Origin of the sequence: Streptomyces sp. L-9-10 (assembly GCF_004151105.1) — a bacterium.
Taxonomy (GTDB): Bacteria; Actinomycetota; Actinomycetes; order Streptomycetales; family Streptomycetaceae; genus Streptomyces.
This window is the reverse complement of the sequence record NZ_PHRF01000109.1, coordinates 1-434: the sequence shown is the minus strand read 5'-3', so window position 1 is coordinate 434 and position 434 is coordinate 1. Positions and strand designations below refer to the sequence as shown.

Annotated in this window: 1 protein-coding gene; it reads left to right on the top strand. The window is 72.4% G+C overall.

Annotated features, from left to right (window positions below):
* Window positions 1-434 (top strand): beta-ketoacyl reductase (locus CU044_RS26425; RefSeq protein ID WP_240045859.1); only part of this gene is annotated, 434 nt, incomplete at both ends.

Here is a 434-nt window from a genome sequence, read left to right as displayed (position 1 = left end):
CCGCTCGGTTCGGCCGAGGGTCTGGCGCTGTTCGACGCGGCGGGTTCGACAGGGCGTGCCGCGCTGGTGCCGGTGCCTCTGGACCTGGCCGTGTTGCAGCGTCAGGCGCGTTCCGCCCCTGTGCCCCACATGCTGCGTGGTCTGGTGCGTGGCACGGTGCGCAGGACCGCCGAGTCCGGCTCCGCCGCGGCCGGGTCCGCGCTGGCGCGGTCGCTGGCCGGCATGAGCGCCGGGGAGCGGGAGAAGGCGCTGCTGGATCTGGTGCTCGGTCATGTGGCCGTGGTGCTCGGTCACAGCTCGGCGCATGCCGTCGCGCCCGACCGGGCGTTCAGGGAGCTTGGTTTCGACTCGCTCAGCTCGGTCGAGCTGCGCAACCGTCTCAACGCGGCGACCGAGCTGACTCTCCCGGCCACGCTGGTCTTCGACTATCCGAC